Genomic DNA, 13,751 nt, shown 5'->3' on the forward strand with positions numbered 1-13,751 from the left:
CCTCATAATGGGGTTTTTGTTGCTCCTATTCCTTGACCGCACCCAGCATCATTCCCGAGATAAAGTATTTCTGAACGATGGGATAGATCAGTACGATAGGTAATGTAGTTATGACAATGGTAGCCAATTGCACGCCTTTGGTCGTTGTTTCGATCACAGCTGAACCCCCAACATTTTGCATGGATTGGGTCTGGGACTGAACGATAATCTCATACAGCATCATCTGAAGTGGATACAGTGACTGATCGGTAATGTATAACTTGGTTGTCATGAAGTCGTTCCATTGCCCCACCCCATTAAATAGCGCAATTGTAGCCATGGCAGGCATGGAGAGTGGAATGAATATTTTCAGGAAAATATGCCAATCCCCTGCGCCGTCAATCTTAGCCGACTCCTCCAGAGAATCCGGGACATTTCGGAAGAAATTCATCAGAATCACGACATCATAGAAACTGAATAACGCCGGAATAATGTACACCCAGAAGCTGTTTAACAATCCAAGGGATTTGATTAACAGATATGTTGGGATCATGCCACCGGAGAAGAACATTGTGATGACACCCATGGCAACATATAATTTACGGCCTCTTATGTACTTTTTGCTCAGACCGTAACCAACCATGGCACAGAAGAACACATGTGTAACAACACCAATCGTTGTTTTGGACACCGATATGAAGAAAGCCTGCCATATGCCCTGATCGTTGAATACCGCTCTGTAATTCTCCAACGAGAATTCCGGTGACCAGAAGATGAATCCGCCTTCCGCCAGTGCCTTGCCTGAACTAAAGGAAGAGATGATGACATTCCAGAGCGGAACCAGAATAACGATTGTACAGATGATTAGCAATATCATGTTTAACGTATCAAAGATCCGACTATCGAGATCTTCTTTTGCCACCTTTCCATTCACGCGGGATGCCTCCTTCTTACAACACAGATTGATTATCGTTTAATTTGCTTGTGATTTTGTTTGCCGTGACGAGTAGAATGACAGAAATGATTGAGACACCCAAGCCAACGGCCGTTGCATATGAAAAGTCACCCTGAGACATCCCCATACGATAGACGTACGAATTGATGACTTCCGCTTTGTCCCGGTTTTGGGAGTTCATGAGAACCAAGGTCTGATCCAGATTCGACCCCAATAAACCGCTTACAGTCAGAATCAGATTCAGGCTGATAATGGATCTCATATTAGGTAATGTGATATTCCATATCTGTCTGAGACGGCTTGCACCATCGATTTTGGCAGCTTCATAATACGTAGGATCAATCTTTGCCATGATCGCCAGATACAGAATCGTTCCCCAGCCTGCCTCTTTCCAAATATCCGATAAGGTAGCAATCCACCAATACTTGCCTGCATCCAGCAAAATGTTCTGCGGTTGCGATATCACTCCAAGACTAAGCAACAACTGGTTAAATAAGCCCGTTGTTGAAAACCAGGTGATCAGCATTCCCCCGAGCACGATCCAGGACAAAAAGTGGGGTAAATATGAAACCGTTTGCACAAACTTTTTGAAGCGTCCGCTGTTTAACTCATAGATCATGATCGCAAGAATAATCGGAATGACAAAGCCGATCCCCAGTTTCAAAAAGCTGATCCCCAGTGTATTCACAACTGCATCCCAGAAATATTTGTCAGACAAAATGATTCTGAAGTTATCCAGTCCTACCCATGGAGCGGTGGAAAGCGTATCAATGACCGTGTAATTTTTGAAGGCAATCGTCAATCCGTAGATCGGGATATAACAGAAAATAATCATAAATATAATGCCAGGGATAATCATTGATTGAATCTCCCATTGTCTTCGATAATCCACTATGAATTCTTTGATCCGTTGCCCGATGGGCTTCTTTCCGTTAGGACCGATCGTATGTTTACCGGATAAAGTTTCTACGGCTAATTTATCCACGTTTTTGTACTCCCCTCCGCCTTACATTTATTATAAAAACGTTTTTATTTTCGGCCATAAAAACCCCCTTTGTTTGTATTTATGTAAAAAAAGACCGGAGAAGCAGCTGAGTCAACTTATGTACGATAGTCTTTCCGGTCGATCTTCACATGACTTGAACCTCTAACCACCAGTTCACCCGCCAATTTTTGCGCTGCCCCTTGTTCTTTCTCCTTGATCATGCCTACCAGTTGATTGATGGCCAGGATACCCTGTCTTGCAATCTGATTTCTTACCGTTGTGAGCGGTGGAGAAAAATACTGTGCGATATCAATATCATCGAAACCCACGACACTAACATCTTGAGGCACTTCAAAGCCCTCTGACTTCAACGCATGCATACAGCCAATTGCACTCAAGTCATTCCCTGCAAGAAATGCATCCGGCCGCTTGCCGGGATGCAAATGAAGAAAAGATTTTATAGCACTATATGTGCTATCCTCTTCAAAATACCCCTGTATAATGTAATCTTCATCGATTGGAAGCTGGTATTCATGCAGAGCAGCCAGATAGCCATCTCTACGTTGCACACTATCGAACATCGTGTCCACACCGGAAATATAAGCAATTTTCTTGTGCCCCAGCCCAATCAAATACTTGGTTGCTTCGTAAGCAGCCACATACGAGTCAAAAATGACACTTCCCATCGTATCGCTCTGATAGACCCGATCCAGAAAAACAGCCTTGATCTTGTCTTTCTCCATGGCGATAATATCTTGCTCATCGATCCGAAGCTCTTCGTATATAATGACACCATCCACCCGCCGACCCAGAATATTACTCATAATAACGTGTTTATCCTTGGTCACAAATACATTCAAACCATACCCAAGACGATCACATTCGCGAGACATCGACTCGACGAGCTTATAGAAATACGGACCCGATACACTTGTGGTGAAAAAACCGAGCATTTTGGTTTGACCGGACTTCAAAAGCTTGCCATTCAGGTTGGGCACATAATTCAATCGCTCTGCCACCTTGAGGACATGTGATTTCGTCTCCGGGTTTAAGACATCTACACCATTTAAAGCGTTGGAGACGGTAGATATGGATACGCCAGCTTCCCTTGCTACATCTTTAATCGTTATTTTTGCCATAATTTTTGTTCCTTTGCTATAAAAACGTTTTTATAATGTTTAAATTATCATAAAACCGTTTTCATGGCAACACTTTAATTTTCGAGCACAAAAAACGGCTCACGTATGAGCCGCCGTTCCTGAAGCTTTCGCTTTCTATTCCCCATCCTGGTTATACATGGAGTAAATCTGTTGCAGCTGCTCTTCCAGACGTTCCAAGCGCACAAAACGATCCGCTCGAATATATTCCTTCTGCTCCACAATCATGATCATTGTTGGAACGGTAAAAATAAGAAACTTGGAAGCGACTTCTTCCACTACGTTAGCATCAATGTGCCCCAAATATATGGATGGATAAGGTTCAAGCAACGCCCTGATCTTCGGAAGTAAAGCGTGACATACATTGCACTCCGGACGAGATACATACAAAAAAACGAATTCATGTTGCTGAATAGCCTCTTCAACCATTTCTATGGATGTTAATTCATGAATATCTTTCACAGAAACTCAACCCTTTCCATCATTCAATGGCTTTCTTAGTTAAATTTTTTCTTTTCAAGTATAGCTTAAATGCGTTACAATTAAATGGAATATATCCCCATAAGAAAGAGGTTATGGTATGAAAAAATCATTCTTATTTCTGTTCACTGCCCTGGTTGTTGTTACTTCCTTCTCGGCCTATGCACCTGTGTCCAATGCCTCTGACGATGTTGGAGTCAGCCTGTTGTCCGATCGTCAAACAGGTGTAGTGAAATAAAACTCGATAGAACTCAGCAGGCGACCCTATTCGGATAACATCCGTACTGGGTCGCCTGCTTTGATTTGTATTCTATTGATTTTGCCTCTTTTATTACATGTTAATTCCAATCTCTCTTTCGAAGATAAGATTCAAATACAAAAGTTCCAAATGGCAGAAAACCGGCCACTACACCCATCAGCCAGCGCGTAATCTTCCACTTTTTAACCACAGCCAGATGAACTAGCGCAATAAGGTACAAAGGAAACAAAATACCATGAATCATGCCCATTACGGCTACAGCGGAAGAGATATCTGCAAAATATTTCAGAGGCATAGCAATAAAAATTAATAGAAGTAATGACACACCCTCCCATATGCCCGCAATTCTGAATCGGCCTGTCACTGTTTTCATAAGGTCCATTCTCACCTTTCCCGCTTAATCGTTTGTGAAATATGTAACTTGTAACATGATACGAAAACTTCACGCCACATCTCCGTACAGATATGTTGTTCTGAAGCTTATCCTCAGTATAACGTATGAGGTTAATACGGAAATGCTTCAAATTTGAATAATTATTGAATCCACAAAACCCGATTCCCACATTAGGTTCAGGTCTTACGGATTCAAGTTGTCTCACGCTCAATCAGCTGGTATGTCAGCTTCTCGGTTTTCAACTCTGTTTTACCCAATACAGCCCATAATTGATGAAATGCTTGGGTGGCTTGCTCTGCGATCGGATTGTGTATGGTCGTTATTCCGAGAACACGGGAAAGCTCAATATCATCAAACCCCACAATGGCGAGTTGTTCCGGTACCTGGATATTTCGTCTGCGTGCTTCACTCAGAATGCCGATGGCTGCATAATCATTCGAACATAATACAGCTTGTGGAAGTTCTGCTCCCTCTGCCATTCTGCACATCGCTTCTTCGCCATCTGTGGAGCTGAAAACAGAATATTGATACGCTTCAGACCACACAGGTAACCCTTTGCTCTTCATAAAAGATTCATAAGCTTCACGGCGGCTCTGGGTATTCAAACTTTCAGCCCTGCCAAATGCATTTGCAATTCGAGTGTATCCTCTCGAAACCAGATGCTCCAGAGCTAACGTATACCCTTCTGCCTGATCCATCGCGACAGACGGAATCTCGTCATTCCCCATTCGCTGCCAGGAGACAATGGGACCATACTCACAATATGCTTTCAACTTGCGAGGGTCATTGACACAAGCGATAATCACTAGCCCATCGACTCGTTTACTGCGCAGATCTTCGAACGCTTGCAATTCAATCTCCGGATCTCCACGGGATGTATAGATAATCGTCTGAAATCCAAAATCCATAGCTGTATCAATGAATTGATTCATGAATGTAAGAATGATTTCTCCTGTGGTAGAGGTCACAATTCCAATCTGCTTCGTTTGCCCTGTTGATAACGATATCGCATTTCGGTTGGGAATATAATTCAACTGTTTCATAATATCCGTGATGATCTGCCTTGCTTCATCACTAACATGCGGAGAATGATTAATCACGCGTGACACTGTCGCTTTTGAGTAACCGGACCGCTTCATAATTTCATCAAACTTGGACATCGGAGACTCCTTTCTTGCTAATGAACGATATAAGTTCAACCAAGATTACCTCGAATAATAGTATGCCTCAGATTAGGATCAAAAGTAAAACTTGACGTGTAACCCGTTACAACGTTTAAGCTTTTTTATGTCATACATCGATCATTTTAAATATAAACTTGATGAATGGAGCGATACAGATGAGCAACTCTCAAAATCAAACCTATCAATTCCCGGAAAATTTCCTGTGGGGTGGCGCAATTGCAGCCAATCAGGCTGAAGGTGCATACAATCAAGGCGGCAAAGGATTATCTACTCAGGATGTAGCTCCCAAAGGCATCATGGGGCCGATCACGGAAGAACCAACCGAAGATAACATGAAACTGATCGGTATCGATCTGTATCATCGTTACAAGGAAGATGTAAAACTGTTTGCAGAGATGGGCTTCAAAGTATTCCGTACTTCCATCGCCTGGTCCCGGATTTTCCCAAAAGGGGACGAGCTGGAACCGAATGAAGAAGGTCTGCAGTTCTACGACGATCTGTTTGACGAGTGTCACAAATACGGGATCGAACCACTCGTAACGTTATCCCACTATGAGACACCTCTTCACTTGTCCAAAGAATACGACGGCTGGGTTAACCGGAAAATGGTTGGATTCTACGAGCGTTATGCAACCACTGTCTTCAACCGTTACAAAAACAAAGTAAAATACTGGCTTACCTTTAACGAAATCAATTCAATTCTGGAAGCTCCCTTCATGAGTGGAGGCATCTACACGCCAAAGGAGAAGCTCAGCAAGCAAGATCTGTATCAGGCAATCCATCATGAATTTGTAGCGAGTGCTTCTGCTGTGAAACTCTGTCATGAGATTATCCCTACGGCACAGATTGGTTGTATGATGCTCAGTATGCCTACCTACCCGCTGACACCGAACCCAGACGATATGATTAAAGTCATGGAATTCGAACACAGCAACTATTTCTTCGGTGATGTGCATGTAAGAGGCCGCTACCCTGGTTATATGAAACGTTACTTCCGGGAGAATGGAATCGAGATTCATATGGAACCTGGCGACGAGGAAATGTTGCTTCATACGGTAGACTTCATCTCTTTCAGTTATTACATGAGTATCTGCCAGACAGCAGACCCCGAGAAACAAATCGCAGGTGAAGGTAACCTGCTTGGCGGCGTACCTAACCCTTATCTGCCAGCAAGTGAGTGGGGATGGCAGATTGACCCGCAAGGTTTACGTTATGTGCTTAACATGTTCTATGACCGTTATCAGAAACCACTGTTCATTGTAGAGAATGGTCTTGGCGCTGTTGATGAGTTGATCACGGGTGCGGACGGCGAGAAAACCGTCGAAGATGATTACCGAATCCAGTATCTGAATGATCATCTGGTTCAGGTTGGCGAAGCCATTGAAGATGGCGTTGAAATTATGGGTTATACATCATGGGGTTGCATTGATGTAGTCAGTGCGTCTTCTGCCCAGTTGAAAAAACGTTATGGCTACATCTATGTTGATCGTCATGACGATGGTTCAGGAACACTCGAACGTTACCGCAAGAAATCCTTCCATTGGTACAAAGAAGTGATCAGCAGTAACGGGAAAAGTTTGCAGCGATAAAGTTTTTTAGCAAAGTTACATGTAACAGATTCATCCGTCTATCCCCCAGCAAATCACATGAAAAAAGTGTCGGTTATACGATACCTTGGCATGTTTTTTGTCTGGGGATTTTATTTTTATTTTCAAAAAGAAACACCCGATGATACACATCGGGCATTCTCTTTAGCGAGAATCACGTTGTTCACTATTTATTCTTCACTAGATGGTCTTCACTACATCCCTGCTGTACTTTGTTTTGTCTTCTTCCGTTATCTCACGAATGACCCTGCAAGGGTTGCCCGCTGCAATCACCCCAGACGGTATACTCTTGGTTACTACACTCCCTGCTCCGATGATTGTATTGTCTCCGATCGTCACACCGGCAAGAACGGTCACACCGCCACCGATCCACACGTTATTCCCCACCGTGATCGGTCCAACAATCTCCAGACCTTCATTGCGCTGCTCTACATCGAAAGGGTGGCCAGCAGTATAAAATCCACAATTTGGAGCAACAAAAACGTTATCTCCAAAACTGATTTTGCCTCCATCCAGCATGACAATATTATGATTGCTATAGAAGTTCTCACCAATTTGAATATTATAACCATAATCACATACAAATGGCTGTTCAATTAGGAAACGATCAGTCGTTTTCCCGAGCAGTTTCTTAATTAACGCTTCTCGTTCATGGATCTTGCCTGGATGGAGCTGGTTATAATCGTAACAAAGTCCTTTGGCATACAAACGCTCTTCAATCAACTCTTGATCATAATTGGCATTATATAAGAGCCCTAATTGAGATTTCTCTTTTTCAGTCATCATATCCTGGCACTTCCCATCTTCTATCTATACATTTGTTAAAGCTCTATCTCTCTAATGATTCTGGCAGGATTGCCGCCGACGATCATATTATCCGGAATATCCTTCGTAACCACAGCGCCTGAAGCAATAACAACGTTATCCCCTATGGTAACACCCGGATTTATGACGGCTCTTCCACCGATCCAGACATTATTCCCTATCGTGACTGGTTTGCCATATTCTGCCCCCGTATTGCGTTCATGCGGATGGAGTGGATGAGTAGCTGTATAGATATGTACATCTGGCCCCATTAAACAATAGTCTCCAATACGAACTTCACACACATCTAATATCGTACAGTTAAAGTTGGCATAAAAATGATTGCCCACATGAATGTTATATCCATAATCCACATGAATATTAGGTTCCATGCTCAGATGTTCACCTGTAGATCCAAACAGTTCCTTCAGTAACTTGGTTCTAAGCTCTCCGTCCGTTTCTGTCGTTTGATTGAATGTGCGCGTCATTCTGCGTGCATATTCTCGATCCTTAGACAATTCGAGATCAGAAGCCATGTACAGCTCGCCATCCAGCATTTTTTGTTTTTCCGTCTTTGTGGTCATGATCACTGCTCCCTTGGTACACATCATATAATTTAACATTAGATAATACTTTTTAAAACTATTTTAATTATATAGATTACAATGAATAAAACAAGTCTTGCTCTATATGAAAATGGTATATTCTACTCACGCACAATCTCGTAAGATAGCCAAAAACCTCTACACCCCATTGAACAGGGGAATGCAGAGGTTCAAATTTTTTGTCTAAGTTCTTTATTTTATGCAACCGCCTGAATGGTTTTTTCCTTCACGCTAATAGCGTAGATGGCAGACACCAAACCAAGCAAAATGAGTACAGAGCCGACCCATCCGGTGTTCAGAATCGATGAATGATCGATCACCATGCCACCGATATAGGTACCAAGTGCAATACCTGCATGTGCTATACCGGAATTGGTGCTGATTAGTGTTTCAGCTGTTTCCGGCGACGTTTTGATAATCAGACTATTCTGTACAGGTGTAACCGTCCAGCTCAGTGCACTCCAGATGCTTAACAATATCAAGAAGGCAATCAAAGGCAATTGAACACTAAACGGAATGATAGCCATACTCACGATAAAGGGAATCAGAACAATGACGATCGCTTTAGCAGGATGCAGACGATCCGATAACATGCCCCCAATGCCTCCACCTGCAACAGCAGCGATCCCAAACATCATATAGATAAAGGTAACCATCGTTGCGCTGGCACCCAGGGTTTCTTGCAGAAATGGTGTGAAATACGCATATAAAGTCAAATGACCCGCAAGTACAAGCAAAGTCGTCGCATGGATTGCCAACATTTTCGGATTCCACAGCGCCGTAAGCTGTTTCTTCAGGGATACAGCAGGAATCGGCTGCACTCGATCCATCGCAATCCAGATCGCTACCATAACCACTGCGGTCAGTATGGCAATCAACATAAACACTTCACGCCAGCCAGCCAAGTTCCCTACAAAAATACCAAGTGGTACACCAAGGATAAGTGAGGCACTGCCTCCCATGGTAATGGTCCCCACCGCGCGTCCTTTATACTGTGGTTTCACAATGCGCGCTGCAAGCGTCAGGGAGAGCACAAAAATAAGTGAACCCGTCGCGGCTCCGAGAGCTCTACCCGCCATCAGCATGTAGAAGCTGGTGCTGAACGCAGAGATGAGATTACTGATCAAAAATACAAACAGCGTACACATATATACCTTTTTACGCTCGAATCTAGCCGTCATATTTAATAAAATCGGCGCAGATAACGCATAGACAAGTGAGAAAATAGAAATTAAATATCCGGCCTTAGCCAGGGATAGATGAAGATCCGTAGCAATCAGGTCCAGAATGCCGCCCAAGATCAGTTCAACGGTTCCGACCACAAATGCTGCGATAGCAAGCACATATACTTTCTTATTCATGTTGAATCCTCCTCAAAAGTTACAACTACGATAGTAACTCATAGGAATGAAAGTTTCAATAGTTATTTTCATTGTTTTTTCAAATAAAGTTATAACAAAAAAACTATTCTCTTTGGAGAATAGTTTAATAGATCAACCTGGTGAGCAATCGCTCGATTTCAGCATCCTGCAACAGTTGGTCACCATATTTTTTTGTAATTTGAGTAAGGGCAACATCATGGTAGAAATAATCAGTCATGGCTTTAACAATCGGTTTGGACATCGTCTTGATGGCTCGCCATGAATCGTGTTCCACACCGGCAAACAACAGATAAGCATGATCCACAATGAGCAGTTGTGATGGCTCCGGCGCGTCAAGTAAAGGAATCAACGAGTATTTGCGCGTTAAGGAGGTCTCCATTTCCCCTACGGCTAACACTTCAACGTACACTCCCTGCTTTTCCTTCTGCTCCAGCAGTTCACGATATTTCTCCATTCGCTCATTCCATGCCAGGAAAAGAATTGATGATTCCGCTTCCTCGATAAGTTGTTCAATGTTTGATGCAATGGATGATTCATCTTTTAACGTCCAGATATGTTCGTCCGTGAATGTACGTTTGATTTTGTAACTCTTCAGTTCCTCGATATCTTTATCAAAATCAGCCTTGATCTTATGAATAACGGACTGGATATCCACGGCCATATATAATTTTTTCTTTCCATCCATCGTGGTCAGCACCGTTCCCTTGTCGATCAGTCGATTAAGCACTTCATATATTTTGGCTTTGGGAACGTTCGAGTAATTAACAATGGATGTGGCATCAAGCGGTTCATCTTGTGCAAATATAGCCTCGTATACCTGGCTCTCATATTGTGTAAAACCGAATTTCTGCAACATATTTAGATCGGCGCATCCCTTCTTATTATGTCTGGTCTATCTAGTTTAGACGGCTATACTTCCCATGTCCAGTATGTCCCAACTAACGTGGGATTGTTTGAATCAAAATTAAATTAAGCGATGTCTCCAAAATAAAATCACTTTCCAGTGGTTATATTAAGAATCGGATACCCATTTTGCTTGTGGAAGGAGCTGTAATTTTTAATGGAAAGCACGCAAGATTTTGTGAAGAAAGTTAATGAAAATGCCGAAAAAGCGCGTCAAAATAAGAACAATGGCAAGGGAACACCTGGAGACAAGTTGCCATCAAAACAGCATTCTACGAATAAGTAGAGTCTATTTATTGAACAGCATGACTTCTGTCTAGCACCTTTTCATCTACTTTTCATCTACTATTAAGAACCTTTAATAGAAAAGAGATGATTGGTATGGCTCGTGTCAATGCTGTTCGGCAACCGGATCTGGTGTTAATCTACTGGTCCAGAAATCCGCTCGTGCCTGGTTCTGCTCGCAGAATTCAAAGCGTACGTGTGATTGGAAACACCGCTCCGTGTACATTTACATTAGTTCCCGGGGCATTATTGATCAATGCATTAAACTGTTTGTTGGACAACGATATTGGATTCAAAGTGGTATACCGCCAGAAAACATCAGCCATCAGTGGAGTTCTGTTATTGAAACGCAGATAATTCGAAGTAAAAAAATGGTGTCTTCCTTTAAGGAAGGCACCATTTTTTTGATGTAATTTTATAAATCTCATGATTTTAATAGACGAAATCGCATGACAATCAGGTCATGATCCCAATTTTATTAATCCATATCCTTTCAAAAATTCCAATCCAGTTGCAATGCTATTCTTAACCCCTTAGAATATATAATTTTGGGATATGTATAGATACAATGATTTTTGATAAGATTGCATGACGAATAGTTCGTTATATAGATGAAACCTAATAACAAAAGAGGGATATTATGAAAAAACAATTTATGGTACTTGGTCTTGGACGATTCGGTTCAAGCTTGACACACACACTCATTAAAAATGGGCATGAAGTGCTCGCTGTAGACAAAAACGAAACTCTTGTTCAGGAGATTTCAACGGTGGCAACCCATGCGGTACAAGCAGATTGCACTGACAAATCAGTCCTTATGGAGCTTGGAGCAAGCAATTTTTCACACGCCATTGTGGCGATTGGCGAAGATCTGCAAGCAAGCATACTGACCACTCTATTATTGAAAGAACTTAATGTACCCAAAGTAACAGCCAAAGCAAAAAATGATAACCATGGCAGTGTACTTAGCAAGATTGGTGCGGATCAGATCGTTTATCCTGAACGTGACATGGCTACAAGGCTGGGGAATCAGCTTAGCTCAGACAACATTATTGATTCCATTGAATTGTCTTCAGATTATAATCTGGTTGAAATCAAAGCTCCCTTAAGTATGAATCAGAAGACACTTCTGGAACTCAACATTCGGGCTGAATATGGATGTACCGTTATCGCCATCAAAACGGGAAATAACCTGAATATCTCACCCATGGCAGAAGACATAGTCCGTGCGGGAGATATGCTCCTATTAATAGGCAGTAACGATGACATTCGGAATCTGGAGAGTGACTATGAACCAAAGAAATAAAAACACACATGGAAACTCGCCGCTAGATAAGATTGAATCCATTGTGAACAAGCTAAAAAATAATATGAGCCCTCCTCAACTGATCATGATCATCTTCTTCACCCTTATCTGGATCGGAGCCATATTGTTAGCACTACCGGTATCTTCCAGTAACGGAAAATCAATCGGGTTAATTGATGCTCTGTTTACAGCTACTTCTGCAATCTGTGTAAACGGGCTTATCGTACTGGATACAGGGAGTGTCTTTTCAACATTCGGACAGGTCATCATCATGATTTTGATTCAGGTTGGTGGACTGGGTTTTATGACACTAGGTGTAATGGTTGCCATTATTCTGGGGAAACGGATTGGTTTGAAACAGAGGCTTCTTATTCAACAAGCCACCAACACCTCCTCTGCTCAAGGTCTGGTTAAGTTATCCATGTATATTGTACTTATAGCCTTTGCTTTTGAAGCTCTAGCTACGGTAGTTCTTACATTGCGCTGGCAGAGTGATTTGGGATGGGGACAAGCTTTCTATTACGCCATATTCCATTCCATCTCTGCCTTCAATAATGCGGGTTTCTCTCTTTGGAGTGATAGCCTTACCCCATTTGTTGGTGACCCGATTGTTAATCTCACAGTCATTACGCTCTTTATCATTGGCGGCTTGGGTTACATTGTGGTTGTGGATGTATTCCGCAAACGTTCATGGAGAAAGCTCTCCCTTCATTCAAAAATTGTGTTAATCGGTAGTTTTTCTCTGTACTTGTTTGGATTTCTCACTATTTTTTTACTCGAGAGTTGGAATCCTTCTACGTTTGCTGATTTATCTTACAGTGAACGTATATGGGCTTCTCTATTTCAGGGTACTGCTCCTCGAAGCTCTGGATTCAATACCATTGACATTGGAAGTATGTTGGCCACATCCCAATTTTTCATTATAATCCTAATGTTCATTGGGGCTTCTTCCGGCGGAACAGGTGGAGGAATTAAAATCAATACTTTTGTAGTCCTTATTCTTGCGACCATACAAACATTTCGGGGTGGCGGACAGATTCATGCTTTTGAGCGTAAAATTGCAGAAGAAACAGTAATGCGTGCACTCGCTGTTGTCTTAAGTTCTCTCGCCTTTGTGCTTGGGATTTCCATTCTGCTATCCATATCCGAAGGCATTCTAGAAAATCATTTTCTGGATGTTCTGTTTGAAGCTACTTCAGCATTTAGCACCACAGGACTCTCGATGGGTCTGACGAGTGAGTTGAGTGTTGCCGGTAAAATGATAGTCTCTATTACGATGTTTGCAGGACGATTGGGACCATTAACTCTGGCTTTTGCACTGGCTCAGAAGAAACGCACATCCAAAATCGGTTATGCAGAGGACCATGTCCTTATTGGTTAACATACCGGACTATGACATGTTAATCCTATTGCGAAAATTAATTGCTTTTTAGGTCAAAACAAGTTCAATAGCAAAAGGCCCCCTT

General features: G+C 42.3%; 16 protein-coding genes. 6 read left to right on the top strand and 10 right to left on the bottom strand.

Features of this window, described 5'->3' with window-relative positions:
- Positions 1-25 precede the first annotated feature (25 nt).
- The 4 genes from MKY73_RS16205 to MKY73_RS16220 form a co-directional block, all read right to left on the bottom strand.
- Entirely contained in the window at positions 26-913 is an 888-nt protein-coding gene (locus MKY73_RS16205) for a carbohydrate ABC transporter permease (RefSeq protein ID WP_339302613.1), read from the bottom strand.
- 16 nt (positions 914-929) lie between these two features.
- Positions 930-1,919: an ABC transporter permease subunit gene (locus tag MKY73_RS16210; RefSeq protein WP_339302614.1), complete on the bottom strand. Its 990-nt coding sequence runs from the start codon at positions 1,917-1,919 to the stop codon at positions 930-932.
- A gap of 116 nt (positions 1,920-2,035) precedes the next feature.
- The gene (locus MKY73_RS16215) at positions 2,036-3,058 is read right to left on the bottom strand and encodes a LacI family DNA-binding transcriptional regulator (RefSeq protein WP_339242367.1); all 1,023 of its coding nucleotides are present in this window, start codon (positions 3,056-3,058) and stop codon (positions 2,036-2,038) included.
- A gap of 135 nt (positions 3,059-3,193) precedes the next feature.
- Entirely contained in the window at positions 3,194-3,538 is a 345-nt protein-coding gene (locus MKY73_RS16220) for a thioredoxin family protein (protein ID WP_339302615.1), read from the bottom strand.
- 118 nt (positions 3,539-3,656) lie between these two features.
- Between MKY73_RS16220 and MKY73_RS16225 the strand changes: the two genes are divergently transcribed.
- A complete protein-coding gene (locus MKY73_RS16225) occupies positions 3,657-3,794 on the top strand; it encodes a hypothetical protein (protein ID WP_339302616.1) in 138 nt (45 codons plus the stop codon).
- A gap of 100 nt (positions 3,795-3,894) precedes the next feature.
- Here MKY73_RS16225 and MKY73_RS16230 read toward each other — a convergent pair whose 3' ends face one another.
- Positions 3,895-4,188, bottom strand: coding sequence for a DUF3817 domain-containing protein (locus MKY73_RS16230; protein ID WP_339302617.1), 294 nt, complete (start codon positions 4,186-4,188; stop codon positions 3,895-3,897).
- A gap of 212 nt (positions 4,189-4,400) precedes the next feature.
- Positions 4,401-5,369: a LacI family DNA-binding transcriptional regulator gene (locus tag MKY73_RS16235; protein ID WP_339302618.1), complete on the bottom strand. Its 969-nt coding sequence runs from the start codon at positions 5,367-5,369 to the stop codon at positions 4,401-4,403.
- 179 nt (positions 5,370-5,548) lie between these two features.
- Here MKY73_RS16235 and MKY73_RS16240 point away from each other — a divergent pair, with 179 nt between their 5' ends.
- The gene (locus MKY73_RS16240) at positions 5,549-6,982 is read left to right on the top strand and encodes a glycoside hydrolase family 1 protein (protein ID WP_339242358.1); all 1,434 of its coding nucleotides are present in this window, start codon (positions 5,549-5,551) and stop codon (positions 6,980-6,982) included.
- A gap of 198 nt (positions 6,983-7,180) precedes the next feature.
- Here the strand turns inward: MKY73_RS16240 and MKY73_RS16245 are convergent, their stop codons facing one another.
- The 4 genes from MKY73_RS16245 to MKY73_RS16260 form a co-directional block, all read right to left on the bottom strand.
- Positions 7,181-7,783, bottom strand: coding sequence for a sugar O-acetyltransferase (locus MKY73_RS16245; RefSeq protein ID WP_339308627.1), 603 nt, complete (start codon positions 7,781-7,783; stop codon positions 7,181-7,183).
- A gap of 38 nt (positions 7,784-7,821) precedes the next feature.
- On the bottom strand, positions 7,822-8,388 hold the full coding sequence (locus MKY73_RS16250; RefSeq protein ID WP_339302619.1) for a sugar O-acetyltransferase: 567 nt from the start codon (positions 8,386-8,388) through the stop codon (positions 7,822-7,824).
- A gap of 218 nt (positions 8,389-8,606) precedes the next feature.
- Complete coding sequence (locus MKY73_RS16255) at positions 8,607-9,770, bottom strand: MFS transporter (RefSeq protein ID WP_339302620.1); 1,164 nt, start codon at positions 9,768-9,770, stop codon at positions 8,607-8,609.
- A 124-nt stretch (positions 9,771-9,894) separates the two neighbouring features.
- A complete protein-coding gene (locus MKY73_RS16260; protein WP_339302621.1) occupies positions 9,895-10,647 on the bottom strand; it encodes a helix-turn-helix domain-containing protein in 753 nt (250 codons plus the stop codon).
- Between the two features lie 204 nt (positions 10,648-10,851).
- Here MKY73_RS16260 and MKY73_RS16265 point away from each other — a divergent pair, with 204 nt between their 5' ends.
- From MKY73_RS16265 to MKY73_RS16280, 4 genes are all read left to right on the top strand, one after another.
- The gene (locus MKY73_RS16265) at positions 10,852-10,980 is read left to right on the top strand and encodes a DUF4023 family protein (protein WP_124114522.1); all 129 of its coding nucleotides are present in this window, start codon (positions 10,852-10,854) and stop codon (positions 10,978-10,980) included.
- A 95-nt stretch (positions 10,981-11,075) separates the two neighbouring features.
- Entirely contained in the window at positions 11,076-11,336 is a 261-nt protein-coding gene (locus MKY73_RS16270; RefSeq protein WP_339242352.1) for a hypothetical protein, read from the top strand.
- Positions 11,337-11,619: 283 nt separating this feature from the next.
- Entirely contained in the window at positions 11,620-12,285 is a 666-nt protein-coding gene (locus tag MKY73_RS16275; protein ID WP_339302622.1) for a TrkA family potassium uptake protein, read from the top strand.
- Positions 12,269-13,666, top strand: coding sequence for a TrkH family potassium uptake protein (locus MKY73_RS16280; RefSeq protein WP_339302623.1), 1,398 nt, complete (start codon positions 12,269-12,271; stop codon positions 13,664-13,666). Before MKY73_RS16275 ends, MKY73_RS16280 begins: the two co-directional genes overlap by 17 nt.
- Positions 13,667-13,751 lie beyond the last annotated feature (85 nt).

The organism is Paenibacillus sp. FSL R5-0519, assembly GCF_037974275.1.
Taxonomy (GTDB): domain Bacteria; phylum Bacillota; class Bacilli; order Paenibacillales; family Paenibacillaceae; genus Paenibacillus.

What these genes read in the sequence shown, in the direction of transcription:
- MKY73_RS16260 (WP_339302621.1), bottom strand. Translation starts at nt 10,647, where the DNA reads ATGTTGCAGAAATTCGGTTTTACACAATATGAGAGCCAGGTATACGAG.
- MKY73_RS16225 (WP_339302616.1), top strand. Translation starts at nt 3,657, where the DNA reads ATGAAAAAATCATTCTTATTTCTGTTCACTGCCCTGGTTGTTGTTACT.
- MKY73_RS16250 (WP_339302619.1), bottom strand. Translation starts at nt 8,388, where the DNA reads ATGACCACAAAGACGGAAAAACAAAAAATGCTGGATGGCGAGCTGTAC.
- MKY73_RS16230 (WP_339302617.1), bottom strand. Translation starts at nt 4,188, where the DNA reads ATGAAAACAGTGACAGGCCGATTCAGAATTGCGGGCATATGGGAGGGT.
- MKY73_RS16215 (WP_339242367.1), bottom strand. Translation starts at nt 3,058, where the DNA reads ATGGCAAAAATAACGATTAAAGATGTAGCAAGGGAAGCTGGCGTATCC.
- MKY73_RS16265 (WP_124114522.1), top strand. Translation starts at nt 10,852, where the DNA reads ATGGAAAGCACGCAAGATTTTGTGAAGAAAGTTAATGAAAATGCCGAA.
- MKY73_RS16275 (WP_339302622.1), top strand. Translation starts at nt 11,620, where the DNA reads ATGAAAAAACAATTTATGGTACTTGGTCTTGGACGATTCGGTTCAAGC.
- MKY73_RS16280 (WP_339302623.1), top strand. Translation starts at nt 12,269, where the DNA reads ATGAACCAAAGAAATAAAAACACACATGGAAACTCGCCGCTAGATAAG.
- MKY73_RS16245 (WP_339308627.1), bottom strand. Translation starts at nt 7,783, where the DNA reads ATGACTGAAAAAGAGAAATCTCAATTAGGGCTCTTATATAATGCCAAT.
- MKY73_RS16255 (WP_339302620.1), bottom strand. Translation starts at nt 9,770, where the DNA reads ATGAATAAGAAAGTATATGTGCTTGCTATCGCAGCATTTGTGGTCGGA.
- MKY73_RS16235 (WP_339302618.1), bottom strand. Translation starts at nt 5,369, where the DNA reads ATGTCCAAGTTTGATGAAATTATGAAGCGGTCCGGTTACTCAAAAGCG.
- MKY73_RS16270 (WP_339242352.1), top strand. Translation starts at nt 11,076, where the DNA reads ATGGCTCGTGTCAATGCTGTTCGGCAACCGGATCTGGTGTTAATCTAC.
- MKY73_RS16240 (WP_339242358.1), top strand. Translation starts at nt 5,549, where the DNA reads ATGAGCAACTCTCAAAATCAAACCTATCAATTCCCGGAAAATTTCCTG.